General features: G+C 69.2%; 19 protein-coding genes. 11 read left to right on the plus strand and 8 right to left on the minus strand.

Going from position 1 to position 26,501, the window contains the following annotated elements:
- The first annotated feature begins 13 nt into the window (after positions 1-13).
- Positions 14-298: a YMGG-like glycine zipper-containing protein gene (locus GGR24_RS04795; RefSeq protein WP_183394101.1), complete on the plus strand. Its 285-nt coding sequence runs from the start codon at positions 14-16 to the stop codon at positions 296-298.
- A 56-nt stretch (positions 299-354) separates the two neighbouring features.
- On the opposite strand, the gene trpE is transcribed toward GGR24_RS04795, so the two are convergent.
- Positions 355-1,869, minus strand: a complete 1,515-nt coding sequence (gene trpE / locus GGR24_RS04800; protein WP_183394102.1) for an anthranilate synthase component I — start codon at positions 1,867-1,869, stop codon at positions 355-357.
- A 17-nt stretch (positions 1,870-1,886) separates the two neighbouring features.
- Positions 1,887-3,770, minus strand: a complete 1,884-nt coding sequence (locus GGR24_RS04805) for a peptidylprolyl isomerase (RefSeq protein ID WP_183394103.1) — start codon at positions 3,768-3,770, stop codon at positions 1,887-1,889.
- A gap of 188 nt (positions 3,771-3,958) precedes the next feature.
- Here GGR24_RS04805 and tpiA point away from each other — a divergent pair, with 188 nt between their 5' ends.
- Positions 3,959-4,723, plus strand: a complete 765-nt coding sequence (tpiA, locus tag GGR24_RS04810; protein WP_183394104.1) for a triose-phosphate isomerase — start codon at positions 3,959-3,961, stop codon at positions 4,721-4,723.
- 122 nt (positions 4,724-4,845) lie between these two features.
- Positions 4,846-5,406 (plus strand): preprotein translocase subunit SecG, encoded by a 561-nt coding sequence (gene secG, locus GGR24_RS04815; protein ID WP_183394105.1) that lies wholly within the window; start codon positions 4,846-4,848, stop codon positions 5,404-5,406.
- Between the two features lie 114 nt (positions 5,407-5,520).
- Here secG and GGR24_RS04820 read toward each other — a convergent pair whose 3' ends face one another.
- Positions 5,521-8,145, minus strand: a complete 2,625-nt coding sequence (locus GGR24_RS04820) for an Rne/Rng family ribonuclease (protein WP_183394106.1) — start codon at positions 8,143-8,145, stop codon at positions 5,521-5,523.
- Between the two features lie 730 nt (positions 8,146-8,875).
- On the opposite strand from GGR24_RS04820, the gene GGR24_RS04825 reads away from it, so the two are divergent.
- From GGR24_RS04825 to GGR24_RS04835, 3 genes are all read left to right on the plus strand, one after another.
- A complete protein-coding gene (locus GGR24_RS04825) occupies positions 8,876-10,102 on the plus strand; it encodes an N-acetylmuramoyl-L-alanine amidase (protein ID WP_183394107.1) in 1,227 nt (408 codons plus the stop codon).
- A gap of 137 nt (positions 10,103-10,239) precedes the next feature.
- Entirely contained in the window at positions 10,240-12,699 is a 2,460-nt protein-coding gene (locus GGR24_RS04830) for a penicillin-binding protein 1A (protein ID WP_183394108.1), read from the plus strand.
- 63 nt (positions 12,700-12,762) lie between these two features.
- Positions 12,763-13,308 (plus strand): cation efflux transmembrane domain-containing protein, encoded by a 546-nt coding sequence (locus GGR24_RS04835; RefSeq protein ID WP_343066195.1) that lies wholly within the window; start codon positions 12,763-12,765, stop codon positions 13,306-13,308.
- A gap of 6 nt (positions 13,309-13,314) precedes the next feature.
- On the opposite strand, the gene GGR24_RS04840 is transcribed toward GGR24_RS04835, so the two are convergent.
- The gene (locus GGR24_RS04840) at positions 13,315-13,620 is read right to left on the minus strand and encodes an EthD family reductase (protein ID WP_183394109.1); all 306 of its coding nucleotides are present in this window, start codon (positions 13,618-13,620) and stop codon (positions 13,315-13,317) included.
- A 163-nt stretch (positions 13,621-13,783) separates the two neighbouring features.
- Here GGR24_RS04840 and prfB point away from each other — a divergent pair.
- Positions 13,784-14,915, plus strand: a protein-coding gene (gene prfB, locus GGR24_RS04845) for a peptide chain release factor 2 (protein ID WP_183394110.1) whose coding sequence is annotated in 2 segments (ribosomal slippage) — positions 13,784-13,852 and positions 13,854-14,915 — 1,131 coding nt in all. Because the reading frame shifts where the segments join, the coding sequence is not laid out codon by codon here.
- 33 nt (positions 14,916-14,948) lie between these two features.
- On the opposite strand, the gene GGR24_RS17755 is transcribed toward prfB, so the two are convergent.
- Positions 14,949-16,157, minus strand: coding sequence for a peptidoglycan DD-metalloendopeptidase family protein (locus GGR24_RS17755; RefSeq protein WP_183394111.1), 1,209 nt, complete (start codon positions 16,155-16,157; stop codon positions 14,949-14,951).
- 72 nt (positions 16,158-16,229) lie between these two features.
- Positions 16,230-16,700, minus strand: a complete 471-nt coding sequence (locus GGR24_RS04855; protein WP_183394112.1) for a peroxiredoxin — start codon at positions 16,698-16,700, stop codon at positions 16,230-16,232.
- Between the two features lie 303 nt (positions 16,701-17,003).
- Here GGR24_RS04855 and GGR24_RS04860 point away from each other — a divergent pair, with 303 nt between their 5' ends.
- The gene (locus tag GGR24_RS04860; protein ID WP_343066196.1) at positions 17,004-20,303 is read left to right on the plus strand and encodes a YhdP family protein; all 3,300 of its coding nucleotides are present in this window, start codon (positions 17,004-17,006) and stop codon (positions 20,301-20,303) included.
- A gap of 12 nt (positions 20,304-20,315) precedes the next feature.
- Here GGR24_RS04860 and tyrS read toward each other — a convergent pair whose 3' ends face one another.
- Positions 20,316-21,578, minus strand: a complete 1,263-nt coding sequence (gene tyrS / locus GGR24_RS04865; protein WP_183394114.1) for a tyrosine--tRNA ligase — start codon at positions 21,576-21,578, stop codon at positions 20,316-20,318.
- 80 nt (positions 21,579-21,658) lie between these two features.
- Between tyrS and GGR24_RS04870 the strand changes: the two genes are divergently transcribed.
- A complete protein-coding gene (locus GGR24_RS04870; RefSeq protein WP_183394115.1) occupies positions 21,659-22,753 on the plus strand; it encodes an anhydro-N-acetylmuramic acid kinase in 1,095 nt (364 codons plus the stop codon).
- A 35-nt stretch (positions 22,754-22,788) separates the two neighbouring features.
- Here GGR24_RS04870 and GGR24_RS04875 read toward each other — a convergent pair whose 3' ends face one another.
- Positions 22,789-23,487, minus strand: a complete 699-nt coding sequence (locus GGR24_RS04875; protein ID WP_183394116.1) for an alpha/beta hydrolase — start codon at positions 23,485-23,487, stop codon at positions 22,789-22,791.
- A gap of 152 nt (positions 23,488-23,639) precedes the next feature.
- Between GGR24_RS04875 and GGR24_RS04880 the strand changes: the two genes are divergently transcribed.
- Entirely contained in the window at positions 23,640-24,821 is a 1,182-nt protein-coding gene (locus GGR24_RS04880) for a cysteine desulfurase family protein (protein WP_183394117.1), read from the plus strand.
- Positions 24,822-24,910: 89 nt separating this feature from the next.
- The gene (gene sufB, locus GGR24_RS04885) at positions 24,911-26,380 is read left to right on the plus strand and encodes a Fe-S cluster assembly protein SufB (protein ID WP_183394118.1); all 1,470 of its coding nucleotides are present in this window, start codon (positions 24,911-24,913) and stop codon (positions 26,378-26,380) included.
- Positions 26,381-26,501: the final 121 nt, after the last annotated feature.

Genomic DNA, 26,501 nt, shown 5'->3' on the forward strand with positions numbered 1-26,501 from the left:
AGCTCTGACGCCAATGAAAAAACTCGGCTCAATCGTCGCCATCTCCGCTGTCGCGCTCGGTCTGGCCGCCTGCGGCGAGACGCGTAACGAGCGCACGCTTAGCGGCGCGCTGATCGGCACGGGCGTCGGCGCGGCTGCTGGTGGTCTGATCGCGGGCAACGCCACCGGCGCGGTGGTGGGCGGCGCTCTGGGCGCCGCCGGCGGCGCGGTGGTCGGCTCGCAGACGCGCGGCGACCGTTCCCGCTGCTACGCGACCAACCGCTACGGCGAGCGCTATCGGGTCCCCTGCCGCTACTGAGCGGCGCCGAAGCTTTCGTCGACAAGAAGGGGGCGCCCTCTCCGAGGGCGCCCTTTTTATTGGCCGCGGCTCACGCTGCTGGCGAAGCGGCGCGCCTCGTCGGCGGCGCGGAACAGGGCCTTGGCCTTGTTGACGCATTCGGCCTGTTCGGCGGCCGGCGAGGAATCCGCCACGATGCCGGCGCCCGCCTGGACGTGGATGCGACCGTCCTTCACGACCGCGGTGCGGAGCACGATGCAGGTGTCCATCTCGCCATTGGCGCCGAAATACCCGACGCAGCCGGCGTAGACGCCCCGCTTGTCCTTCTCGAGCTCGTCGATGATCTGCATCGCGCGGACCTTCGGCGCGCCCGAGACGGTGCCGGCCGGGAAACCCGCGACCAGCGCGTCCAGGGCGTCGTGCGGCCTCGCCAGCCGGCCCTCGACGTTGGACACGATGTGCATGACCTGGCTGTAGTACTCGAGGAAGAACTGGTCGGTGACGGACACGGTGCCGATCTCCGACACGCGGCCGACGTCGTTTCTTCCGAGATCGAGCAGCATCAGATGTTCGGCCCGCTCCTTGGGGTCGGCGAGAAGCTCGGACGCCAGCGCCCGGTCGGCGGCCGGCGTCGCGCCGCGGGGACGCGTCCCCGCGATCGGGCGAATGGTCACCCTGCCGTCGCGCACCCGCACCAGGATCTCGGGGCTCGAGCCGACGATCTGGAAGCCGCCGAAGTCGAGATAGACGAGGAACGGCGCGGGGTTCGTCCGTCGCAGCGCGCGGTAGAGCGCGAAAGCCGGGAGGTCGAACGGAGCCTCGAAGCGCTGCGACAGCACGACCTGGAACACGTCGCCGGCGGCGATGTACTCCTTCGCACGCGCCACCATCGCCTCATACTCGGCGGGATCCGTGTTCGAACTGAACGCCGCTCCGTCCGACTCCGTCGGCCGCGCAGGTTCCTTCGGCACGGGCCTGTCGAGGCCTTCGACAATCTCGGCCAGCCGGTCCGCGGCTCGGGCGTGCGCGACTTCAGCCGAAACACCCGGCGTCGGCCGGACGGGCGTGACGACCGTGATCTCGTCCTTCACGGAGTCGAACACGACCATCACGGTGGGGCGCATGAGGACCGCGTCAGGCGTTCCGAGCCGGTCCGGATTGGGAGGGCCGATGTCCTCCATCTCCCGAACCATGTCGTAGCCGAGATAACCGAACACCCCCGCCGTCATCGGCGGCAGATTATCCGGCAGGTCGATGCGGGACTCGGCGAGCAGCAGCCTCAGGGATTCCAGCGGATGCTCGGGACAGGGCTCGAAGGTCTCCCGGTCCTGCAGCGCCTGGCGGTTGATCTCCGCCCGTCCGCCGCAGGAGCGCCACAGCACGTCGGGCCTCAGCCCGATCATCGAGTAGCGGCCCCGGGTCGCGCCGCCCTCGACGGATTCCAGCAGGAACGCGTTCGGTCGTCCCTCCGCCAGCTTGAGATAGGCGGACACCGGCGTCTCGAGGTCGCCGACCAGCGTCGTGGCGACGACCTGAGGCTCGCCGGCGGCGTATCCGGGCGAGAACGCCGCGACGTCGGGGAAAACGATCATGAGCCTCGTCCCGGCGGTCAGCTGGCCCCGCCGACGACCTCGGCGATCGCGCCCGGGTCGAAGCGCGTGCCGAGATCCTCGCGAAGTTTCTGCACGAAGGCCGAGACGATGTCGGACCCCATTCCGGAGGCGAGCCTGTCGAGCTGGCCGCTGTCATCGGGGGCCGCCGGATCGAAGGGCCGGATGTTCTCGGCGGTCACCTTGAACAGCAGCCGCGATCCGGTTTCGTCCGCGGCCGTCGCGCCGAAGCCTTCCACGGGGGTCTGGAACACGCTGGTGGCCTGGGCGGCCTTGATCGAGGGCGCGCCGCCGCTGCGGGTGGTCTCCGCCTGCTCGACCTGGAGCTTCTGGGCCGCAGCCACGTCTTCGAGCGTCTTGCCGCCCTTGAGCTCCGCGAGCAGCTCGTCCGTGCGGCGGTCGAGCCGGCGGCGGGCTTCATCCTCGCGCCAGCGGGTCTCAGCCTGCGCGCGCGCTTCGTCGAACGAAAGGTCGCGAGCTTCCGTGACGCCGCGCACGTCGAACCAGACATAGGAATCTTCGGCCGAGACGACGTCGGATTCCACCTCAGGCTCGAACGCCTTGCCCAAGAGCTCGGACGAGAGCGGCAGATCCGACACGCCGGCGCCGTCCGGCGTCCTGCCGCCGCGGTCGACGGCTTCGACGACGCGCACGGGCAGGTTCTGGGCCTTGCCGATCTCCTCCAGCGTGGCGCCGCCGAGCCGGGCCTCGTCGATCTTGTCGTGCAAGGCCAGCACGTCCTTCTTGGCGGAGAGCTCCGCGAGCACGGCGCGGATCTCGTCGCGGACGTCCTCGAAGTTCTTCACACGCTCCTGCTGAATGCCGGTGACGCGAAGAAGGACCGTGGCGTACTGGCCCTGCACGGGAGCGCTGACCTCGCCTTGCTTCAAGGCGAAAGCCGCGTCCGCGACCTTGCGATCGAACATCTCCGCCTTGGTGAGATTGCCCAGGAACGCGTCCTCGGGCTTGATCTTGCGCTGGATCATGAGCTGCTCGAACAGCTCGCCGTTCTTGATCTGCTCGTAGGCGGCCTGCGCCTCCTCGAGGGTCGGGAAGGAGATCTGCTCGATCGAGCGCTTCTCGAGCTCCGAGTACTGGGGCTTGTTCGCGTCGTAATAGGCGCGGATCTCGCTTTCCGGGATGTCCTTCGACGGCGCGATCGCCTTCGCGTCCAGCGCCAGCAGGGCGAGCTTGCGGTACTCCGGAGCGCCGAAGGCGTTCTTGTGCTCGTCGTAATAGGCGCGCAGCGCCTCTTCGCTCGGCGCGGGGATGCTGGCCGGATCCTCCGGCTTGAGCTCCAGATAGGTGATCGACCGGCTGTCGGCGTTGAACGCGTGGATCGCCTGCCGCAGCGCGACCGGCGTCGTCATGTTCGCCGTCATGGCGTCCGTCAGCTGCTTGCGGGCGGTGAAGCTGCGCTGCAGGCGGATGTAGTCGTTCTCGGTCAGATTGTTCTGCCGCAGGATCTCCTGGAACGTCACGCGGTCGAAACCGCCGGTCGGGCCGCGGAACATCTCGTCGTCCTGGACCTCGCGGGCGACTTCCTCTTCGCTGACCGAGAGCCCGAGCTTGGCGACGCGCGAGTCGATCGCGGCCTCATTGACCATGTTGCCGAGCACCCGCTCGCCGACGCCGGCGAGCCGGGCCTGTTCGGGCGTGATGACCCGCTTGGCCTGCTGGCTTATGCGCCGGAGCTCGTTCGAGTAGGCGTTCCGGAACTCGTCGACCGAGATCTTGCGGTCGCCGACGACGGCCGCGTCCCGGCCCCCTCCGCCGACCCGAAAGATGTCGGCCACGCCCCACACCGCGAAGCTCAGCACGAGCACTCCGAGGAAGACCTTGGCGACCCAGCCGGCGGCGCCTTTACGAAGCGTCTGAAGCATCGCGAATTCACGTCTCGCGTTCGAGGAGGGGGCCGGAGCGAAGGCTCCGCTGGCGGCGGCGAGAGCTGACACGCCCCGCTGACCGTCGCAAATCGCAAGCGCGGGAGGAATTTGCAAGCGCGACGGCTTCTGCTAGGTCGCGACGGCCCCGCCGCGACGGCGCGGCTCCGCTTCCGGAGGCAGTGCAGATGTCGAACGCCGCGCGTAAGCCGCTCATCGCAGGCAATTGGAAGATGAATGGTCTGGGCGCGTCCGCGCCCGAATTCGTGCGGATCGTCGGCGCGTATCAGGGGTCGCTGAAGAACGTCGTCGACATCATGGTCTTCCCGCCCGCGACGCTGCTGACGAGCTTCGCGACCTCCACGCGCGGGGCCGGGGTGATCGTCGGCGCGCAGGATTGCCACCCGGCGCCCTCGGGGGCCCACACCGGCGACATCTCGGCCGAGATGATCGCGGACGCCGGCGGCAAGGCGGTGATCGTCGGCCACTCCGAGCGCCGCGCCGAGCACGGCGAGACCGACGCGATCGTCCGGGCGAAGGCGGAAGCCGCGCTGCGGGCCGGCCTGGTGGCGGTGATCTGCGTGGGCGAGACCGAGGAGGACCGTGACGCCGGCAAGGCGTTCGAGGTCGTCGAGCGGCAGCTCGAAGGCTCGGTCCCGAACGCCGCGCGCGCCAAGACCGTCGTGGTGGCCTACGAGCCGGTCTGGGCGATCGGCACCGGCGTGACCCCGACCGTGGAGGAGGTCGCCGAAATGCACGGACGGATCCGGCGCGCGCTGCAGGCGCGGTTCGGCGCGGAAGGCGAGGGGATGCGCATCCTCTATGGCGGCTCCGTCAAGCCGGACAACGCGGCGGAGCTGCTGCGGGCCGGGAACGTCGACGGCGCGCTGGTCGGCGGCGCGAGCCTGAAGGCCGACGATTTCCTCGCGATCGCTCAAGCCGCGCGGGGCTGAGCCCCTTCCAGCGTGAATACAGGAGCGGCCCCCCGCCCGGGGCAAGGTGGCGGGCTGCGCCGCAGTGGTGTACAGAGCGCGCCTTGCGATCTCCCACGCAGGCCCATTCACGATCGAGCGTCATGCAGACCGTCCTTATCGTCATCCATCTCATGATCGTGCTCGCGCTGGTCGTGGTCGTGCTTCTCCAGCGCTCCGAAGGCGGCGGCCTCGGCATTGGCGGCGGCGGCGGCTTCATGGCCGGGCGCAGCCAGAGCAACCCGATGTCGCGCCTGACCGCCTTCCTGGCGGCGGGCTTCTTCGCGACGAGCATTTCGCTGACCATCGTCGCCGGCTATGGCGGCGGGTCGGTGTTCGACCGGCTCCAGCCGACCGGCGCCCAGCCCACCCCGGCGACGCTTCCGGGGTCGCCCAGCGCGCCGCTCGGAAGCGGTCAGGGCGGCATCCTGCCGAGCCTGCAGCCGGCTGGCGGCGGGCAGCAGACCGGCGGCGCAGGAGCGCCTCCGGCGCCGGCTGGCGAGGCCCCCGGGCCGCAGCAGGCCGCGCCTCAGCCCGCCGCCCCGCAGCCTGCCGCCCCGCAGCCTGCCGCCCCGCAGCCGGCTCCTGAGCAGGGCGCGCAGCAGCAGCCGACGCCTCCTGCGCCGGCGACCGAGCAGCCGCAGGCGCCGACGCCCCAGCACTGAGCGGCCAGAAGGCCGCTTGAACGTCAGAGCCAGAATCAGAAAGGCCCGGATCGCTCCGGGCCTTTCTTTTTGTCTGCGGTCCAGGGGGGAGGGGGCGCGGGACGCGCCCCCCGCTCAGCCGCCGGAGGCGCGGCGGCTCCACCAGCCGGTGCGGCGGGGACGGTTCGGATCCTCCGCGACCGGCTCCAGCTCGGCCGGGCGGCGCGGCTCGGGCGTCGGCGCGACAGGCTCGGCCGCAGCCTCCTCCGGCGCGGACTCGGCGGCCGGCGCTTCGACGGAAGCCTCGGGCCGGGACGCGGCCGGCGTCTCAGGGGCCGCAGCCTCCACGTCGGCCGGCTGCCCGGCCTCGGCCGCGGCAGGCTCCGCTTCTGAAGAGGCTTCGGGCGCGACGGGCGCGACGCCGGTCAGGACGGCCGCGTCGCCTGCGTCGGCCGACGCGGCGTCGGCCGGGGCGCCGGCCTCGGCGTCGGTCTCGTCGCGGCGGTTGCGACGCCCGCCCCGCCGACCGCGGCGGCGACGCCTGGCGCCATCGCCTTCGGCCTCGTCCTCTTCGGCGGCAGGCTCGGGCTCGACCGGCGTGGCGACGAGCGGCGTCTCCTCGGCGACGTCGCTGACCGCGGCCTCGACCTCGGCGGGCTCATCGTCCTCTTCCGGCCCGTCCTGGCGATCATCGGCCGCCTCGAGGTTCTGATCACCGTCGCTGCGTCCGCCGCCACGCCGGCGACGGCGGCGCCGCCGGCGACGCCCATTGCCACCCTCCAGCGTATCCTCGTCGCTCGTCGGATGGACCTGTTCCCGGGCGGCCGGCTGTTCGGCCGGCAGCTCCTCGGCCGCCTCGACCGGCGCGAGCTCCTCGGGTTCGACGCTGTCGACCCGGACCTGAGGCGCGGCGAGCCGCGGCGTGCCGCTCGCCGGATCGGTGCGCTCGACCTGCGCATGCTGGCCGGCGGGCAGGTGCTCCTCGGCCGTGACGCTGACGAAGACGCCGAAGCGGTCCTCGATCTCGCGCAGATGGGTCCGCTTCTGGTTCAGGATGTACAGAGCGACTTCGCCGCGCGTCTTGACCAGCAGGTTGCGGGACGCGTCCTTGAGGAGATGGTCCTCGACGGTGCGCAGCACGTGCAGCGCGACCGACGGCACCGCCCGCACGATGCCGGAGCCGCTGCAGAGCGGGCAGACCTCGCTCGAGCTCTCCAGCACGCCGGTGCGGATGCGCTGGCGCGACATCTCCATCAGGCCGAAGTGCGAGATGCGCCCCAGCTGGATGCGCGCCCGGTCGTCCTTGAGGCAATCCTTGAGCTTCTTCTCGACGGCGCGGTTGTTGCGCCCCTCTTCCATGTCGATGAAGTCGATGACGATCAGGCCGGCGAGATCCCGCAGGCGAAGCTGGCGGGCGACCTCCTCGGCGGCCTCCAGGTTGGTGCGAAGCGCGGTGTCCTCGATGTTGTGCTCACGGGTGGAGCGACCCGAGTTCACGTCGATCGCGACCAGAGCCTCGGTCTGGTTGATCACGATGTAGCCGCCGGACTTCATCGTGACGACGTTCGAGAACATCGCGTCCAGCTGGGTCTCGACGCCCATCTTCGAGAACAGCGGCTGGCTGTCCCGGTAGGGCTGGACGATCTTCGCGTAGCTCGGCATGAGCATCCGCATGAAGTCCTTGGCCTCGCGGTAGCCCTCTTCGCCCGCGACGAGAACTTCGTCGATGTCCTTGTTGTAGAGGTCGCGGATCGCGCGCTTGATCAGCGATCCCTCCTCATAGACCAGCGCGGGGGCGCTCGACTTGAGAGTGAGCTCCCGCACCGTCTCCCACAGGCGCATCAGGTATTCGAAATCGCGCTTGATCTCGGGACGCGTGCGGCTGGCGCCCGCGGTCCGCAGGATCACGCCCATCCCCTCCGGCACCTCGAGGTCGGAGGCGACCTCCTTGAGGCGTTTGCGGTCCTGGGCGGAGGTGATCTTGCGCGAGATGCCACCGCCGCGGGCGGTGTTCGGCATCAGCACGGAATAGCGCCCCGCAAGCGACAGATAGGTGGTGAGAGCCGCGCCCTTGTTGCCGCGCTCTTCCTTCACGACCTGAACCAGCAGGATCTGGCGGCGCTTGATGACTTCCTGGATCTTGTAGGAGCGCAGGCGGCGCGGGGCGCGGTCGGGCATCTCCTCGAAAGCCTCCCCGGCGCCGACCGATTCAACGGTCTGCTCCTCCGGGTCGCCGCTTTCGACCTTCTCCTCCTGCTCGGCGACGTGTTGCTCGACCGCGGCTTCGGATCCGGCGTCATCGCCGCCCTCCGAAGCCTCAGCCTCGCCGGACGTCTCGTCGCCGTCCTGCGTCGTCTCCGCGTCGGCGGAGACCGCGTCGTCGCTGTCGGAGGAGGTCGCCTTGGGGCGCGCGCGGCTGCGCCGGCGCCGGTTGGCGGCGGGCTTCTCCTCGGCGGCCTCTTCCTCGGCGTGCGCCTTCTCGTCCTCGGCGATCAGCGCCTGCCGGTCCGCGACCGGGATCTGGTAGTAGTCGGGATGGATCTCGCTGAAGGCGAGGAAGCCATGGCGGTTGCCGCCATATTCGACGAAGGCGGCCTGAAGAGACGGTTCAACCCGCGTCACCTTGGCGAGATAGATATTCCCGCGAAGCTGCTTGCGGTTAGCGCTCTCGAAGTCGAACTCCTCAACGCGGGAGCCTCGAACGACGACCACCCTCGTCTCCTCCGGGTGGGTGGCGTCGATGAGCATTTTATTGGCCATGTAGGGAACTCTTGAGTACGGCCGGGCTGGCTGGCGGCGGTCGAAAAAATCGACAGCGCGGGCAGGGCGCGCGGAAGGCGCGGGGGCACGGCGGCGGTTGGGTTGATTGAGCCTAGGCGGCGCCGCTTTCGCGAAGCCAGCGCGGCGCGCGTGTTCGGCAAACGCCGGCGAAGCCGACGGATCGAGGTTTCGGACGGAGCGGGAGCGGCGTATCTCGCCGTGCGCATTGGTCCGAGCCACCTCGCAAATCTGGAACGGCCCGGGCTCGGTGGCCGGACCGCGTCGCGTGACGTCAACAGCTGGCCCGGCGAAGAAATCGTGGGCCGCTCACGGCGCGTGTCCCGGTCGGCGCCTTGACGCCGGCAGGGTGCTGAACGCTTTCGCTGAGGGTCCTCATTCGCCGTCGGCAGCGACGCAAGCCATTCCCGGACAGGATGCCTTGGAGTGGCGCGCTAAGCTGCGAGGCGGCGCACTGAGGCCGCTCAGACGAAACGGGACGGAAAAAAGACTCGCCGCGTTTCGCCGTGGGCGCCGATGTTTAGCCGAGGAGGCAACCTGTGACAAGAAGTAGGCGCGAGAGCGCGCTTGCGACTTTCCCGAGCGTGAAAGATGACTTCCGGCCGCTCCCGGATGCGCCGCGCCTTCCGCTGATTTAAAGACGATTAACCCTGGGCTCGTAACACGGTTCAGGCTCGATAATCACGCCGTTCGAGAAGCTTCGCGATTCACGATGATCCGTTCGCCTCTCTTCGTCCTTCTGGCGCTCATCGCGCTGATCGCGCCGTGCGGGGTCTCGCTCGCCGAGCCGGCTGCGGCCGCGCGCCCGGTGGCGACTGACGCGCGCATCGCGGGGGACGAGCAGCGCACGCGGCTGATCATCGACCTTTCGGCGTCCGCGGAAATCAGGGCGTTCACTCTCGCCGACCCTTACCGGGTCGTGATCGATATGCCGGAGGTCGCCTTCCGGCTGCCGGAGACCGCTGGCCGCGAGGGCAGGGGGCTGATCAGCGCCTACCGGTTCGGTCTTCTGGCGCCCGGTCGCTCCCGGATCGTGGTCGACGTCAAGCGGCCGGTCGCGATCGACAAGGCCTTCGTGCTCGATTCCGTCGCCGGCCAGCCCGCGCGGCTCGTGCTGGACCTCACGCCGAGCGACCGCAAGGCGTTCCTGCAGTCGCTGTCGAGCCGGGAAGGGGACCCTACGGGCACGATCGACAAGGCGGCCGCCGCCGCGCCGCCGGAGAAGCGCGACCTGCCGGTCGTCGTCATCGACCCGGGCCATGGCGGCGTCGATCCCGGCGCGGCGGGGCCCGCCGGCGCGAGCGAGAAGGACATCGTGCTGGCGTTCGCCAAGCGGCTGAAGGAGAAGATCGAGGCCGGCGGCGTCTCCCGCGTGGTGCTGACGCGGGACGACGACAACTTCATCTCATTGCCCGCCCGCGTGAAGGTGGCGCGCGACAACGCCGCCAGCCTGATGATCTCGATCCACGCCGACACCCTGGCCGATCCTTTCGGCGTCCGCGGCGCCACGATCTACACCCTCTCCGAGAAGGCCTCGGACAAGGAGGCGGAGCGGCTCGCCGAGAAGGAGAACCGCGCCGACCTCATCGCGGGCGTCGACCTGTCGGAGGAGCCGGAGGAGGTGGCGGGCATCCTCTTCGATCTGGCCCGGCGCGAGACCAAGGCCTTCACGACGCAGTTCGCGCGCGGGCTGGTGAAGGAGCTCAAGGAAGCCGCCAAGCTCAACAAGAACCCGCTTCGATCGGCCGGTTTCCGGGTGCTCAGGGCGCCGGACGTGCCGTCGGTGCTTCTCGAGCTCGGCTATCTGTCGAGCCCGGAGGACGCCAAGCTGATGATGTCCGACAAGTGGCGCGATCAGGCGACGGACGCCGTCGCGGAGGCGGTCGCGCGGTACTTCGACACCCGTATCGCGCAGGGCACACCGCGGGCCGTAAATTAACCTCGCGCCGCCTGCGCCGCACATTCTCCACAAAGCGGCTCGATCCCGTGGCATAGCGAGACGCGCGCGATCGGCCAGCATCTGCGCCCGGTCGGGCGGGCTGACGCGTCGCGCTGCGCCAGATATGCGAGGATCGCTTGCGCCTGCTTGTGCGTTTTTTCGGCTTCCTGTTCGCGACCGGAGCTCTCCTGGGCCTCGCCGGGGCCGCGGTCGCGGGCTATTTCGTGTGGAAGTACTCGAAGGAACTGCCCGACTACGAGCAGCTCGCGAAGTACGAGCCGCCGATCATGACGCGGCTGCACGCCAATGACGGCCGCCTGATCGCCGAGTACGCCAAGGAACGTCGCCTGTTCCTGCCGATCCAGGCCATTCCGCAGCGCCTGATCCAGGCCGTGACCTCGGCGGAGGACAAGAACTTCTACGAGCACGGGGGTCTGGATTTCGCCGGCATCGCGCGCGCGGCGCTGTCGAACTTCCAGAACCAGGGCCGGCGGCCGCAGGGCGCGTCCACCATCACGCAGCAGGTCGCCAAGAACTTCCTGCTGACCAACCGGCAGGATTACGAGCGCAAGATCAAGGAGGCGCTGCTCGCGCTCCGGATCGAGCAGACCTACTCCAAGGATCGCATCCTCGAGCTCTATCTCAACGAGATCTATCTCGGGCTCGGAGCCTATGGGGTCGGCGCGGCCGCCCTGGTCTATTTCGACAAGTCCGTCAGCGAGCTGACGCTGGCCGAGGCAGCCTACCTGGCGGCGCTGCCCAAGGCGCCGAACAACTACCATCCGTTCCGCTACCCCGAGCGCGCGATCGAGCGCCGCAACTGGGTGATCGACCGGATGGTCGAGAACGGCTACGCGACCGCCGAGGAAGGGGCCGCGGCCAAGAAGTCTGCGCTCGACGTCGACCCCCGGCCGACCGGCAACCAGCTTCCTGCGAGCGAGTACTTCAACGAGGAGGTGCGGCGGGTCCTCTATGAGCGCTATGGCGAGAAGGGCCTCTACGAAGGAGGCCTCTCGGTCCGCACGACGCTCGACCCGCAGTTGCAGCTGATCGCGCGCAAGTCGCTCAGCGACGGGCTGGTCCGTTACGACGAGGCCCGCGGCTGGCGCGGGCCGCTGCGCGAGATCGATCCGCGCGGCGACTGGGGCCTCGCGCTCGCCGACATCCCCGCCTACACCGACGTGCGTCCGTGGCGGCTTGCGGTGGTGCTCGACGCGGGCGCCGCGCAGGCCTCGATCGGGCTGCAGCCGGGGCGCGACAAGTCCGGCGCCGTGACGCGCGAGCGCGAGACCGGCACGCTGTCGCTCGAGGGCGTGCGGTGGGCGAAGTGGGCCAAGGGCCCTGAGCAGGGCCGGGCGGTCAAGACGGTGTCGCAGGTCGTGAAGCCGGGCGACGTGATCTATGTCGAGCCCGCCAAGGAGGGCTCCTCGGAGTATCGCCTGCGGCAGATCCCGGACATTTCCGGCGGGCTGGTGGCCATGGACCCGTACACTGGCAGCGTGCTCGCGCTCGCCGGAGGGTTCTCCTTTGACGAGAGCCAGTTCAACCGCGCCACCCAGGCGCTCAGGCAGCCGGGCTCGTCGTTCAAGCCGTTCATCTATGCGGCGGCGCTCGACAACGGCTACACGCCCTCGAGCGTCGTGCTCGACGGGCCGATCGAGATCGACCAGGGGCCGGGCATCGGCATCTGGAGGCCCGAAAACTACGCCAAGAAGTTCTACGGCCCCCAGACCCTCCGCTTCGGAATCGAGAAGTCGCGCAACGTCATGACGGTGCGCCTCGCCCAGGACATGGGCATGCCGATTATCTCCGAATATGCGCGCAGGTTCGGCGTGATGGAGGATCTCCCGCCCTACCTGTCGATGGCGCTCGGCGCCGGGGAGACGACCGTTCTTCGGATGACGGCCGCCTATGCCATGTTCGCGAACGGCGGCAAGCGCGTGACGCCGAGCGTGATCGACCGGATCCAGGACCGCACGGGGAAGACGATCTACCGGCATGACGACCGGCAGTGCCTCGGCTGCACGGCGACCGCCTGGGCCGGCCAGGACGAGCCGAAGCTGGTCGACGGGCGCGAGCAGGTGCTGGACCCGATGACCGCCTATCAGATCACCTCGATGATGGAGGGAGTCGTGCTGCGCGGCACCGGCACCGCGGTGCGGGCCGTGGGCAAGCCGATCGCGGGCAAGACGGGGACCACCAACGACTATAAGGACGCCTGGTTCGTCGGCTTCTCGCCCGATCTCGTGGTCGGCGTCTATCTCGGCTACGACAAGCCGCATTCCCTGGGGAGCGGCGAGACCGGCGGCTCCGTCGCCGCGCCCGTGTTCACCGAGTTCATGAAGGCCGCGCTGGCCGACAAGCCCGCCACCCCCTTCCGCGTGCCGCCCGGCATCAAGCTGATCCGCATCAACCCCACGTCGGGGATGCGCGCGTCCGCCGGCGACCCGAAGGTGATCCTGGAGGCGTTCAAGCCGGGGACCGCGCCTGCTGACAGCTACTCGATCATCGGGCAAGCCGCGCCGTCGGATCGTCCGCAGGTCGTGACCCCTGAGGCCGACCGGGCGGTGCGGACAGGCACCGGCGGGCTGTACTGAGCGCCAGATCTGTCGGCGCGGGACGATAGCCACGAGGTCGGCCTCCGCCGCGTCGTCGCCGCGGTGGCGTTGCTCAATCTCGGCTATTTCGGCGTCGAGATCGCCGTCGCGCTGGCTATCGGCTCGGTCTCGCTGTTCGCCGACAGCGTCGACTTCCTCGAGGACGCCTCCGTCAATCTTCTGATCCTGATGGCGCTCGGATGGTCGCTGAGGGCGCGCGCGCGCGTCGGCATGCTGCTCGCGGCGATCCTGCTTGCGCCGACAGCCGCCACCCTATGGACCGCGTGGGACAAGTTCTGGGATCCGGCCGTTCCGACCCCGATCGCCCTGACGCTCGCAGGCGGCGGCGCGCTGCTCGTGAACCTCGTCTGCGCGCTCATGCTGGCCCGCTGGCGCAGCCACGGCGGCAGCCTCACGCGCGCCGCCTTCCTGTCCGCCCGTAACGACGTCGCCGCCAATGTCGGCATCGTGGCGGCCGGAGCCGCGACCTACGCGCTGCACTCGCCGTGGCCGGACCTCGTCGTGGGGCTGGCGATCGCGGCGATGAATCTCGACGCGGCGCGCGAGGTCTGGGAGGCCGCCGGCGAGGAACGCCGCGCGGCGGCCTGAGAGCGGTCAGCCCTCGGTTTCTTCCAGAGTGAGAATCGTGGGGGCGGCCGGCGAATAGTTCGGGATGTCGGCCACGGCGGCCTGGCCCTCGGGGGATCCGAGAGCCGCCTGGATCGCGTCCACGCTGTCGAACGTGCCCACGAACACCCAGAAGAACGCGCCGTCCGCTCCGTCGATGCCCTTCGCGGGTCCGTAGCTGAAGCGTCGAAGGCCGGGCATCTTCTGCACGAGCGGCATGTGCACCGAGCGGAAATGCTGGTCGAACTGCGCCGGATCAGCGGGCTTGGGATACATCACGATGAGCTTGGTCAAGGTCGTCTCCATGTTGGAGCGAACCATCTAGAGCCCGCCCCAGGCATTTCCCACCCGCGCTCGACGAAAGCGCCGAGCGCTCGGCCGGCGGTTTACAGAGACCCGCCCGGCCGCTACCAGTCCCCGCCCCATCCACCAGAACACTCCGGAATCCGAACTGGCCATGCGCGCCGAAATCGAAACCCTCGTTCAGGACATCGAGCAGTCAGTCGGGCTGCTGAGGAGGCATCTTTGACTGGGATCAGTCCCAGTCCCGCCTCGAAGAGCTGAATCACGTCGCCGAGGATCCCGCGCTCTGGGAGGATCCCGAGCGCGCCCAGAAGATCATGCGCGAGCGCACGGCGCTCGACGACGCGATGAGCGGCGTCCTCCGCATCGAGCGCGAGCTCAAGGACAACGTCGAACTGATCGAACTCGGCGAGATGGAGGGCGATGAGACCATCGTCGCCGACGCCGAGAAGGCGCTCAGGGCGCTGAAGGAGGAGACAGGTCGGCGGCAGCTCGAATCTCTGCTTTCGGGCGAGGCCGACGCGTTCGACACCTTCCTGGAGGTGCATCCCGGAGCTGGCGGCACCGAAAGCCAGGACTGGGCCGAAATGCTGCTGCGCATGTACACGCGGTGGGCTGAGCGGCGCGGCTTCAAGATCGAAGTCGTCGACCATCAGAACGGCGAACAGGCCGGCATCAAGTCGGCGACGCTGCAGATCAAGGGCCACAACGCCTATGGCTGGCTCAAGACCGAGGCCGGCGTGCATCGTCTCGTGCGCATCTCGCCGTTCGACTCAAACGCCCGCCGCCAGACGAGCTTCGCGTCCATCGACGTCTACCCGGTGATCGACGACAGCATCAAAATCGAGATCAACGAGTCCGACGTGCGCGTCGACACGATGCGTTCAGGCGGCGCCGGCGGACAGCACGTCAACAAGACGGAATCGGCCGTCCGCCTGGTCCACAACCCGACGGGCATCATGGTGGTCAGCCAGGGCGACCGCTCGCAGCACAAGAACCGCGCGACGGCGTGGGAGATGCTGCGCGCCAAGCTCTACGAGCGCGAGCTGAAGATCCGCGAAGAGGCCGCCGCCGCCGACCAGGCCGCGAAGACGGACATCGGCTGGGGCCACCAGATCCGCTCCTACGTGCTGCAGCCCTATCAGCTCGTAAAAGACCTGCGGACCGGCCACACCTCCACGTCGCCGCAGGACGTGCTCGACGGCGACCTCGACGACTTCATGGAGGCCACGCTCGCGCAGCGCGCCTATGGCGGCGCGGCCGAGCAGGTCGAGGACGTCGACTGATCAGGCCGTTCCGGCCGTCAGGGAGGTCTCTTCTCAGCGTCCGGCCGCAGCCAGCATGCGGCCGGCGTTGAGAAAGCGGAACGGGTCGACCGCCTCGCCGTTGACGCGGGTCTCATAGTGCAGATGAGGGCCCGTGGAGCGCCCCGTCGAGCCGACCCGGCCGAGGGTCGTGCCGAGCCTCACCGCCTGGCCGGGCGACACGGCGATCGAGGACAAGTGCCCGTAGCGGGTCGTGAGGCCGCCGCCGTGGTCGATCTCCACCATGTTGCCATAGCCCCCGGTCGGACCGGCCACCGTGACGTGGCCGGCGGCGGTCGCCTTGACGGTCTCGCCGTGGGTCTCTTCGAAATCGACGCCGGCGTGAAACGCCGCCCGCCCCAGGAACGGGTCGGTCCTGGCGCCGAAACCGCTCGTCACGGAAGCGCCCGGCGCCGGCGTCCTGAGCGGAACCCGGTCAAGGCCATGCTCGAGCGCCTCGACCGCCGCACGTTCCGCGGCGATCTCTGCGGCCCGCGCCTCGAAGGTCAGGGCTCGCGCCGGCAAGGGCTCGAACGGCCCGCCGCGCGCTTTTCCGTCGGCCGGGCCCGGTCGTCTGGCGCCCACTGCATCATAGACCTTCTCCAGCGTCAGACGACGCTCCCCGGTCTTCGAGGCGACGCTTTCGAGCGCGCGGACCTGCCGTTGCTCCGTCTCGTCCATCGCGGCGGCGAGCCGGTCGGTGAGACCTGAAGCTGGGCGTGACCGCTCCGGCGCATCGTCTGCGCTGATGTCGTCAAGGGCGGCGCGGGAGTCGAGCGGTCGGGGTTTCGACGGGTAGACCAGAGAGAGACCGGGCTCGGCCATGTCCGCCCTGACGGGCTCAGTGAGTGCGGCCAGCGTGAGCTGGCGTCGCTCGAGCGCTTCCTGCCGGCCGGCGAGCTCCGCCAGTCGCGCGTCCAGCCCGGCCTTCTCCACAAGCCGCCGCGTCCGGACGCGTCCGAGCTCGTCCCGCAATGCCGAGATCTGGGCCTCGTAACCCTGGCGAGCCGCGCGGGCGCCGTGTCGGAGCTCGGCGACCACGGTGTCGTGGAACAGCATGTAGGCGCCTGCGCCTGCGGACCAGAGCAGAAGCCCGAGAATGAGGGCGGAGAGGATCGTCACGCCGTGACGGGGGAGACACACCGTGATGCGCCGGCCGCCGCGCTCGATGACGATGCGTTCGTCCGCTGCTCGGCGCGGTTGGACGTGAGGGTGAGCCGCCATGTCGTTCCCTGGGATCAGCGCCGGGAACGGTAGATCGTTAGGGTTAATACCCGGCTAAGGTCCCTTGGCGGCTCATATCTCCTCCGCCGCTTTCAGAACCTCCTCGGCGTGGCCCGCCACCTTCACCTTGCGCCACACGCGCGCGACGCGGCCCTCGGCGTCGATCAGCACCGTGGTGCGCTCCACGCCCATGTAGCGGCGGCCATACATGCTCTTCTCCACCCACACGCCATAGGCGGCGAGCGCCTGCTTTTCCTCGTCCGAGGCGAGCGGAAGGTCGAGGCCGTATTTCGTGCGGAACTTGTCGTGGCTTGCGACGCTGTCCGGCGACAGTCCGATCAGTTCCGTTCCGCAGGCGGCGAATCGCGGCATGAGGCGATTGAAGTCGATGGCTTCGCGGGTGCAGCCGGAGGTGTCGTCCTTCGGGTAGAAGTACAGAACGATCTTCCGGCCGCGCAGGTCGCTCAGGCGGACGACGCCTCCGCCGGTGACGGGAAGGGCGAAGTCCGGAGCGGGGGAGCCGATGGCGAGGGCGTCGGTCATGGCGTTTTGCTTCCCTTCATGAAAACGCCCGCATAGTCCCTCACGGGCTTGCTGCGGCAAGGTCGATGTCAGAGTTTGCGCCGGCCGCGTCGAAGCCGTGGCGAGTTTCGCCGCAATGGAGGAAGACGACCCGAGCTGATGGCGGAATCGCGGAAACCAGAGACGTCCCGCCCCCGCGCAACCGCGTTGCCCTGGATGGGCAGGAGCCGGAGCGCGCGCCGGGCCGACGGCCTGCCTGCCGCTCCTCGTCCGACGTCGCGCCGCATTCTGAGCCTCGCCGGGGCTGGGATCCTCGCCATAGCGGTGGCCCTTGCGGCGGCCTGGCTCGCCATCCTCTACATGCCGCTGCCGGCGTCCCAGGTGATTCCGCGGGTCAAGGCCGCCATTCAGGAGCGGCTGGGCGCGGAATACACGGTCGAGATCACGGACGCGCAGCTGCATCGCGGCGTCGACGGGGTCGAACTCCAGCTGGTCGATCTCCTCGTCTCGAAGGCTGCGGGCGGACCGGTGGTGGCGAGCGTGCCACGCGCGGAACTGCGGCTCGACGGGCTGGGCCTGCTCGGGGGCGAGGTCGGCGTCCGGTCCGTCCACGTGACGAGCCCTCGGCTCGACATGCGCTTTGACGACACCGTCGACGCAGCTTCCAAGAATGCGGACCTTCCCGCCCGGGTGCTCGCGGCGATCGGGGATCTCGACCGCCTGCTGGGCCCGGACGGGGCGGCAGGGGCTCTCGAAGAGGTCGTGGTGACGGACGCCACCCTTCTGGTCGCTCCCCGCAGCCGGGCGCCCCTCGCTCTCGACGGGGTCAATCTGCGGCTGTCGCGCGGGACCGGCGGCGCGATCGCGCTCACCGCATCTTCCGCCCGGGGGGACGATCGCTGGACGACCGCCGTGACCGTCACCTCCGCGGCGGCCGACAAGGCGCGGGTGATCGACGTCGGGCTCGAAAACGTGAACCTCGCGCCCTACTCGGCGCCGCTCGCCGAGAAGGCGGGCGCGGCCCCCGTCGCGGGGCGCGTGTCGGGGCATCTCAACGCCGAGATCGGAGGAGACGGCAAGCTGTTGGCCGGAGACGGCCGGCTGGACGCGCGCATGTTGCAGATCTCGCTCCCCGGTCCTCCCGCGCCGGCGCCCCCTCGGCAGATGACGCTCGACCGCGTGCAGATGGCGCTTCGCTGGGATCCTGCCGGGCGGACGCTTCGGCTCGAGCCGTCGCAGATCAGGGGGCCGGGAGGGCAGATGAGCTTCGTGGGCTCGCTTGGCGCTCCGGACAAGCCTGGCGATCCCTGGCTCGCGCAACTGCAGGGCAGCGACATCCTGCTGTCCGGCGAAAGCCCGAGCGACGCGCCATTGCGGCTGGACCGAATCGAGGTCGAAGCGCAGTTCGAGCCCACGGCCGGCGTCCTCGAGATCGCGAAAGCTCAGATTCTCGGTCCGACGGCCGGAGCCGCCGTGAGCGGGCTGATCACTTTCGAAGGCGAAAGTCCGGCGGTCCGCCTGGGCGTCGTCAGCTCACCCATGCCGGCCTCGGCGGTGAAGCGGCTCTGGCCGAGCTTCCTCGCGAGCTCGGTGCGGAGCTGGATCGTCGAGAATGTCAGCGCGGGTCGCGTGGACTCGGTCTCCCTCACCCTCGACATTCCGGCCGGGACGCTGGCGCAGATGGGGCCGCACGACCCGCTTCCCCCCGGTTCGATGGACCTCGACATCCGCTTCACCGACGGCGTCCTGCGCGGCCGACCGGGGATGCCGTGGATCGAGGGCGCCAACGGCAAGGTGACCGCGAGCGCCCGGCGCGTCGACGTCCTGATCGACCAGGCCTATGTCGCGGATCCGGGCCAGGAGGGCGCCCTGTCGGTGTCGAACGTGCGCTTCGTCGTGCCCGAACTCGGTCTCCGATATCCGCCAGCGACGGTGAACTTGAAGATGGAGGGCTCGCTCCGCCGGACGCTGTCCATGGTCGCGTCCGGAGCCTTCGGCCGCAACCCACTCCCGAGCCAGCTGCAGATCTCGAACGTTTCGGGCCGAATCTCGGCGGACGTCGCGGTCAACATGGAGCTCGACCACGAGGAGGCCGCCCCGCCGCCCGTCATCAACGTCGTCGCCGACATGCGCGACGTGAAGATCGCCGATCTCTTCGCGGGCCGCAGCTTCGAGAAGGGCGCGTTCCAGCTCAAGGTCGCGGACGGGCCGCCGACCCTGACCGGAAGCGGCTCGGTGCGGGGCGCTCCCGCGACTGTCTCGATGCTGGAGGAGGCCTCCCCCGCGGGCGGGCCGGCGAGACGGAAGCTCGCGGTGACGCTGACGGCGGACGGGGCGGACTTGACGCGCCTCGGATTCGACGTTTCGGGTTCCCTTCGCGGGGCCGTGCCGCTCTCGGCGGAGCTCTATCTTGATGAGCCGAGCGCGCCGATGACAGTCACGGCCGACCTCGCCAAGGTGGGCATCGACGGCGTGGTGCCGGGCTTCGTGAAGCCCGTGGGTCGGCCGGGACGGCTGAGCTTCAAGGTCGAGCGCAGCCCCGAGAAGACCGTCGTGCGGGACTTCGTGCTCGAGAGCGGCGACAGGAGCGTCCGGGGTGCGATCGAGTTCGGCCCCAAAGGTGATCTCGTCTCCGCGACGCTGCCGATCTACCGGCCCGCCGCCGGCGACGACGCGCGCGTCGAGATCGACAAGGGCCGCGGTGGGATCACCAGGGTCGCGGTGCAGGGCGCTGCGCTCGATCTGAAGCCGCTGATGGACGCCTATCGCAAGCAGACCTCCGAAGCCGTCGGTCCGGCGGGCCGGGGCGACGCAGTCGGCGGCGCGACGAAAAATCTGGACGTCACCGCGAAGCTCGGCACCGGGCTGGGCTATGGCGGCGAGGCGGTCGCGGGCCTGGACCTGAAGCTCGGCGTGCGGGACGGCAAGGTGGTGGACGCCGACGGCTCCGGGCGGATCGGGGCTGGCGCTATCAAGCTTTCGACCGGCGAAGGCGGGAGGCTGAACCTCGCTGGCGGCGACGCGGGCGCGGCGCTCCGGTTCGCAGATCTCTACGGTCGCGTGGATGGCGGTTCGTTCGTCCTCGCCGCCTCCCTTTCCGGAGGCCCCGGAGTGCTGCGCATTCACGACTTCTCGGTGCGGAACGAGAACGCGCTCGAGCGCGTGAGGCGCACGACCGGCGCGGACAGCGCGACGCCTGCCCCAGCGCGGGGCGGAGCGACCCGCTTCGATCGGCTCAAGGTGGACTTCGTGCAGGGCGGCGGTCGCATAGCGGTGAAGGAGGCGGTCGTGTACGGGCCGCAGCTCGGCGCGACCCTTGACGGCGATGTGAACTACGCCGCCGACACGGTCGATCTCGTCGGCACGTTCGTGCCTGTCTACGCGCTCAACAACCTGTTCAGCCGCGTGCCTCTGTTCGGAGCGCTGCTCGGCGGCGGCGAGCATGGCGGCCTGCTCGGGGTGACCTTCAGGGTGCGGGGCCGCACTGCGGCTCCCACGATCACGATCAACCCGATGTCCGCCGTGGCGCCGGGCTTCATGCGCAAGCTCTTCGAGTTCCGGCAGGACGGGCGGCCCGGCAGCGCGCCGGCCACGGCCGGACCCGGTTCCGCCACGCAGCGCTGACGGGGCCGCGCGCTATCCGGCGCGGGGCCGGATGAGCACGTGCTTCTTGCGCCCGAGCGACAGCTTGATGACGCCCTCCGGCGTCAGATCCGCGGCCGTGAGGGTCGCGCGCTCGTCGGTCACCTGACGGTCGTTCACCCGCAGTCCGCCGCCCTTGGCCTGGCGCCGCGCCTCGCCATTGGAGGCGACCAGGCCCGTGAGCTCGGAGAAGGCGGTCAGCACGCCGACACCGTTGCGGAGCGCCTCGGTATCGATCTCCACCGTCGGGAGCGTGTCGGCGAGCGCGCCCTCCTCGAAGGTCTTCCGGGCCGTCGCTTCGGCCTCTTCCGCCGCCGCGCGACCATGGACGATGGCCGTCGCTTCGGTCGCCAGGACCTTCTTGGCCTCGTTGATCTCCGAGCCCTGCAGCGCGGCGAGCCGTTCGATCTCGATCAGCGGCAGGTCGGTGAAGAGCTTCAGGAAGCGGACGACGTCCTCATCCTCGGTGTTCCGCCAGTACTGCCAGAACACGTATGGGCTCGCCATGTCGGCGTTGAGCCAGACGGCGCCGCCAGCGGTCTTGCCCATCTTCGCCCCGGAAGCCGTGGTGATGAGCGGGCAGGTGAGGGCGAACAGCTGCGCGCCGTCGACGCGGCGGCCGAGCTCGATCCCGTTGATGATGTTGCCCCACTGGTCGGAGCCGCCCATCTGCAGCCGGCAGTCGTAGCGCCGCTTGAGCTCCAGGAAATCATAGGCCTGGAGGATCATGTAGTTGAACTCGAGGAACGAGAACGGCTGCTCCTGCTCGAGACGCGACTTCACGCTGTCGAAGCTCAGCATCCGGTTGACCGAGAAGTGTCGGCCGATCTCGCGCAGGAAGGGAACGTACTCCAGCCGGTCGAGCCATTCGGCGTTGTCGACCATGATCGCGTCGGCGGCGCCGTCGCCGAACGACATGAACTGCTTGAAGACCGACTTGATGGTCTCCTTATTGGCCTTGATCCGGGCGTCGTCGAGAAGCGGGCGCTGCTCGTTGCGGAAGGACGGGTCCCCGATCTTCGTGGTGCCCCCGCCCATCAGCACGATCGGCTTGTGGCCCGTGTGCTGAAGCCTGCGCAGCATCATGATGTTGGCCATGTGGCCCACGTGCAGGCTCGGGGCCGTCAGATCGTAACCGATATAGGCGGTGACCGGCCCCTCGACCGCGAGCGCGTCGAGCGCGACGGCGTCAGAGATCTGATGGATCTGCCCGCGTTGGTCGAGCAGGCGCAGGAAGTCGGACTTGTAGGAGGTCATCGGTACGCCGGTCGCTGGAAAGGCGTCCGGATTCCACGTTTTTCGTGCAAAGTCACGCAATGGGATTCGGGAGTCCGCGCATGCGCGCGATCGGACTGATGAGCGGCACCTCCTTCGATGGGGTCGACGTCGCCCTTGTCGAGACCGACGGCGAGCGGATCGAGCGCCTCGGGCCGAGCGGCTACCACCCCTATGACCCGGCCGCGCGCGCGACCCTCTCGAGGGCCGTCGCCGAAACGGCTTCCTTGACCGATCGGACCGCGCGGCCGGGGATTCTCGGCGTCGCCGAGGCGATCGTCACGGGCGCGCACCGGATCGCCGTCGAGCAGTTCCTGGCCGCCCACGACATCGCGCGCTCGGAGATCGACGTGATCGGCTTCCATGGGCAAACGGTCCTGCACCGTCCCGAGGTCGGGCTGACGGTGCAGATCGGAGACGGCGAAGCCCTGGCCCGGGCGCTTGGGCGGCCGGTCGTGTATGATTTCCGCGCCGCGGATGTCGCCGCAGGCGGGCAGGGGGCGCCGCTCGCCCCGACGATCCACCCCGTGCTGACATTCGATCTCGGTCTTCCCCGGCCGCTCGCCGTGCTGAATCTCGGCGGCGTCGGCAACGTCACCTTCATCGGCGAGGGCGGTGAGCTCGTGGCGTTCGACACCGGGCCGGCCAACGCGCTGATGGATGACCGCGTGGCCCGGGAGACCGGCGAGGCCTTCGATCGAGACGGCGCGCTTGCGGAGACCGGGCGCGTTCATCAGGACGCGGTGCAGCGCCTCATGGCGCACCCATATTTCGAGCTGCCGCCGCCGAAATCGCTCGACCGCAACGCCTTCGACGCGTCGGTCACGGATCAGCTCTCGCTGGCAGACGCTCTCGCGACCCTTGCGGCCTTCACCGCAGCCAGCGTGGCGCGAGCCGCCGCGCAGCTGCCGCGGCCTCCGGCCGCCTGGATCGTGGCGGGCGGAGGCGCGCGCAACCCGACGCTGCTGCGGATGCTCAGGGAACGACTGGGCGCGAAGCTGCAGACTGCGGACGAGGTCGGGCTTTCAGGCGACGCGCTGGAGGCGCAGGCGTTCGCGGTGCTCGCGGTGCGAAGCCTCAGAGGGTTGCCGCTGAGCTATCCCGGCACGACCGGCGCGCCCCGCCCGATGACGGGCGGGGTTCTGGCGCGACCCTAGGGGAAGCTCTGCAGCGCCGCCGCAGCCCGCGCGGCTCAGGCGGCGTCTTCGTCCTTGGGCGCCGGGAGCGCCGGGGCCGCCTCAGGCTCCTCGATCGGGCCGAGGCGCTTGTCGAGATAGGCGTTCACCTCGACCAGGAGTTCGTCGATGCGGTTCTCGAAGAAGTGGTTCGCGCCCGGTATCACCGACTGATCGATGACGATGCCCTTCTGGGTCTTCAGCTTCTCGATGAGGGTCTGCACGTCGCGCATCGGCGCCACGCGGTCCTGATCGCCATTGACGAACAGGCCGGACGAGGGACACGGGGCCAGGAACGAGAAATCGAAGCGGTTCGCGGGAGGCGCGACCGAGATGAAGCCTTCCACCTCGGGACGGCGCATGAGCAGTTGCATGCCGATCCAGGCGCCGAACGACACGCCGGCGATCCAGCAGGCCCGCGCGTCGGGGTTCAGGCTCTGCGCCCAGTCGAGCGCCGACGCCGCGTCGGAAAGCTCGCCCGAGCCGTGGTCGAACGAGCCCTGGCTGCGGCCCACTCCGCGGAAATTGAAGCGCAGGACGGAGAATCCGCGGTTCAGGAACGCGTAGTAGAGATTGTAGACGATCTGGTTGTTCATCGTGCCCCCGAACTGCGGGTGCGGGTGCAGGATGAGTGCGATCGGCGCGCGGCGCTTCTTGGCGGGGTGGTAGCGGCCCTCGAGCCTGCCGGCAGGTCCGCTGAAGATCACCTCGGGCATTGTTGGTTCCCTGACTTCTTTGCGCGCCCGCCGAAGATCGTCTTGCGCGGGCGAGCGGCCGTCTCTAGCACGGAAGATCCTCTGGAAGGCAAGGATCGCGCGCCGGTCCCTCATCTAGTGCGCGGACGGCGAGCGCGAAAGGAGCGTCGCTCATGAACGGCGGACGCGTCTATCTCGACCATAACGCCACGACCGCGGCGCGGCCCGCCGTGATCGCCGTGATGTCCGAGGTAATGTCGGCGGTCGGCAACCCCTCCGCGATTCACGCCGAAGGCCGGGCCAAGCGCCGGATCGTCGAGCAGGCGCGGGAGAGGGTGGCGGCCCTGGTCGGCGGCGATCCGGCCTGCGTGACCTTCACCAGCGGTGGAACCGAAGCCTCGAACCTGACGCTCAGCCCCACGGTCCGCGACGGTCGCGACCCCCGCCCAGTGACGCGCCTGTTCGTGTCGGCGATCGAGCATCCCGCGGTTTCGGCAGGCGCCCGGTTTCCCAGAGACGCGGTCGAGACCATTCCGGTGAACGCGGATGGGCTCGTCGAGCTCCCGGCGATCGAGGCCGCTTTCGCGCGGCGCGCCGCCGAACGCCCGCAGGAGCGGGCCATGCTCGCGCTGATGCTCGCCAACAACGAGACGGGGGTGATCCAGCCGGTCGCGGAGGCCTGTGCGATCGCCCGGCGCTTTGGCGGGCTGGTGCACGTCGACGCTGTGCAGGCGGCGGGCAAGATCCCCGTCGACATCGCGGCGCTCGGCTGCGACTTCCTTGCGCTCGCGGCTCACAAGTTCGGCGGACCGGCCGGCGTCGGCGCTCTGGTGCGGGCGGATGAACGTCTGCATGTCGAGGAGCCGGTCGTGCGCGGCGGCGGGCAGGAGAAAGGCTGGCGGGCCGGAACCGAGAATGTCGCCGGGGTCGCGGGTCTTGGCGTCGCCGCCGCGGAGGCGCTGGCGGGATTGGACGCGTTCCAGGGCCTCGCAGGCTTGCGGGATTCGCTTGAAGCCGGCCTGCGGCGGCTGGGAGAGGTGACCATCTTCGGCGAGCGCGCGCCGCGCCTTCCCAACACCTCCTGCTTTGCGGCGCGCGGCGTCCCTTCGGCGCGCGCGATGATTGCGCTCGACCTCGCCGGAATTGCGGTTTCTGCAGGCTCGGCATGCTCTTCGGGCAGAACCAAGCCCTCTGCGGTTCTTGAAGCCATGGGCGTGGATCACAATCTGTCGTCAGGAATGCTGCGCGTCAGCTTCGGCTGGTCGTCGGGTCCAGAGGACGGCGAGCGCTTTCTGGCGGCGTGGGCGGATTTGCTGCAGCCGCGCGAGCGAGGACCCTCCACCTCGGCGGCTTAGTCACCGGAAGACGTTTCCGCTGACGCCGAAGCCCTGCTAGAAGAACTCTAACGACGCCGCAGGCGCGCTGCGGCCGATGGAGCAAGAGAATGCCGGCAGTTCAGGAGACGGTAGCCCGGGTGCGGTCGATCGACGTCGACCAGTACAAGTACGGCTTCGTCACCGAGATCGAATCCGACCGCGCCGAAAAGGGCCTCACGGAAGACACCGTGCGGTTCATTTCAGCGAAGAAGGAAGAGCCGGAGTGGATGCTCCAGTGGCGGCTCGACGCCTATCGCCGTTGGCGGACCATGACCGAGCCGACCTGGGCGAGGGTGGACTATCCGCCGATCGATTACGAAGAGCTCTACTACTACTCGGCGCCGAAATCGTTCGTGGCGCCGAAGACGCTGGACGACGTCGATCCCGAATTGCTGCGCACTTACGAGAAGCTCGGCATCCCGCTGAGGGAGCAGGAGGTGCTCGCCGGCGTGGAGCAGCGGCGCGTCGCGGTCGACGCGGTGTTCGACAGCGTCTCGGTCGCCACCACGTTCAAGGCGGAGCTGGCGCGCGCCGGCGTGATCTTCTGCCCGATCTCGGAGGCCATTCGCGAGCATCCGGAGCTGGTGAAGAAATATCTCGGCTCGGTCGTCCCCACGTCGGACAACTTCTTCGCGACCCTGAACTCCGCGGTCTTCTCGGACGGTTCGTTCGTCTACATCCCGAAGGGCGTCCGATGCCCGATGGAGCTGTCGACCTATTTCCGCATCAATGAGCGGAACACCGGCCAGTTCGAGCGCACGCTCATCATCGCCGACGAGGGCTCCTATGTGAGCTACCTCGAGGGCTGCACGGCCCCGATGCGCGACGAGAACCAGCTCCACGCCGCGGTCGTCGAGCTCGTCGCGCTGGACGACGCCGAGATCAAGTACTCGACCGTCCAGAACTGGTATCCGGGCGACGCCGAGGGCAAGGGCGGAATCTACAACTTCGTCACCAAGCGCGGCGATTGCCGCGGCAAGAACTCTAAGATCTCCTGGACCCAGGTGGAGACCGGCTCGGCCATCACCTGGAAGTACCCGAGCTGCATCCTGCGCGGGGACGGCAGCCGCGGCGAATTCTATTCGATCGCGATCTCGAACGGCCGCCAGCAGGTCGATTCCGGAACCAAGATGATCCATCTCGGTCGGAACACCACGTCCAAGATCATCTCGAAGGGCATCTCGGCGGGGCGCTCCAACAACACCTATCGGGGGCTGGTCTCCGCGCATCGCAAGGCCACAAACGCCCGGAACTTCACGAACTGCGACTCGCTGCTGATCGGCGACAAGTGCGGAGCCCACACCGTTCCGTATCTCGAGGCCAAGACCTCGACCGCCGTGTTCGAGCACGAGGCGACGACGTCGAAGATCTCCGAGGACCAGAAGTTCTACTGCCAGCAGCGCGGGCTGTCTGAGGAGGAGGCCGTGGCGCTCATCGTCAACGGCTTCGTCAAGGACGTGCTGCAGCAGCTGCCGATGGAGTTCGCGGTCGAGGCGCAGAAGCTGATCTCGATCTCGCTTGAAGGCAGCGTCGGCTGACAGGTGGAAGTCGGCCCGGCGGCCGTCCGGCCGCTCCGGGATCGCACGCATGATACTCGCCCATCGCGGGCGCATGCCGGGCAACTCCGCTCGCCCGGCATGACGAAGGGTAGGAACGGAA

Origin of the sequence: Hansschlegelia beijingensis (assembly GCF_014196425.1) — a bacterium.
Taxonomy (GTDB): domain Bacteria; phylum Pseudomonadota; class Alphaproteobacteria; order Rhizobiales; family Methylopilaceae; genus Methylopila; species Methylopila beijingensis.